The 630-nt window shown below is 58.1% G+C and carries 1 protein-coding gene; it reads right to left on the reverse strand.

The annotated features are described in order from the left end of the window. Nucleotides 1-630 (reverse strand): M24 family metallopeptidase (locus EOA24_RS40180; protein ID WP_189354700.1); only part of this gene is annotated, 630 nt, incomplete at both ends.

Raw genomic sequence — 630 nt, forward strand, 5'->3', positions numbered from 1 at the left:
AGCCGTCATCCTTCTCAAAAATACCGATGAGAACGTGGAAGGTCATGTTAGGTTCAATCACGGTGTCGTCGTCCACCTGGAAGCTGATTCCGCCGTCGACCCAACCGTGGCCGATGGAGTAGCCGCTTCTGGATTCCTTCCGCACGCCGTATGGTTTAAAGGCGCGCTGGAACGCTTGCGAAACTTCAGAGCACGCAACTCCAGGCCGTATCGTTTCGACCTGCGCGAGAAAGCCGTCCAAAGCGGCTTGATGTAGGTGCCGCGCGCGAGCGGTTGGCTCGCCCAAAAATACCGTCCGGGACAAGGCGCAGGCATAGCGGTGTCGGAAGGCGCCAATCTCGAAGTTAGTCTGACAGCCCATCTTATAGCTCGCGTCAGACCACGAAAGATGCGGCGCATTGGCGGGAGCGCCAACCGGCATAGTTGGAAAGGCGCAAACACCGCCCGGGATTTCCGGAGTGCCCTTGACCAAAGCATTAACTATGGCGGCGCCCACGTCGCATTCGCGTGCGCCAGGAGCGATCTCGAGCCGGCCCACCTGCATGGCCCTGTCCACAATCTTTCCGGCCTGCTCCATGTAGGCAAGCTCAGCTGGTGATTTTACCGTCTTTAGTTTACCAAGCATTCCAT

It is taken from the genome of Mesorhizobium sp. M2A.F.Ca.ET.039.01.1.1 (genome assembly GCF_003998035.1).
Taxonomy (GTDB): Bacteria; Pseudomonadota; Alphaproteobacteria; order Rhizobiales; family Rhizobiaceae; genus Mesorhizobium.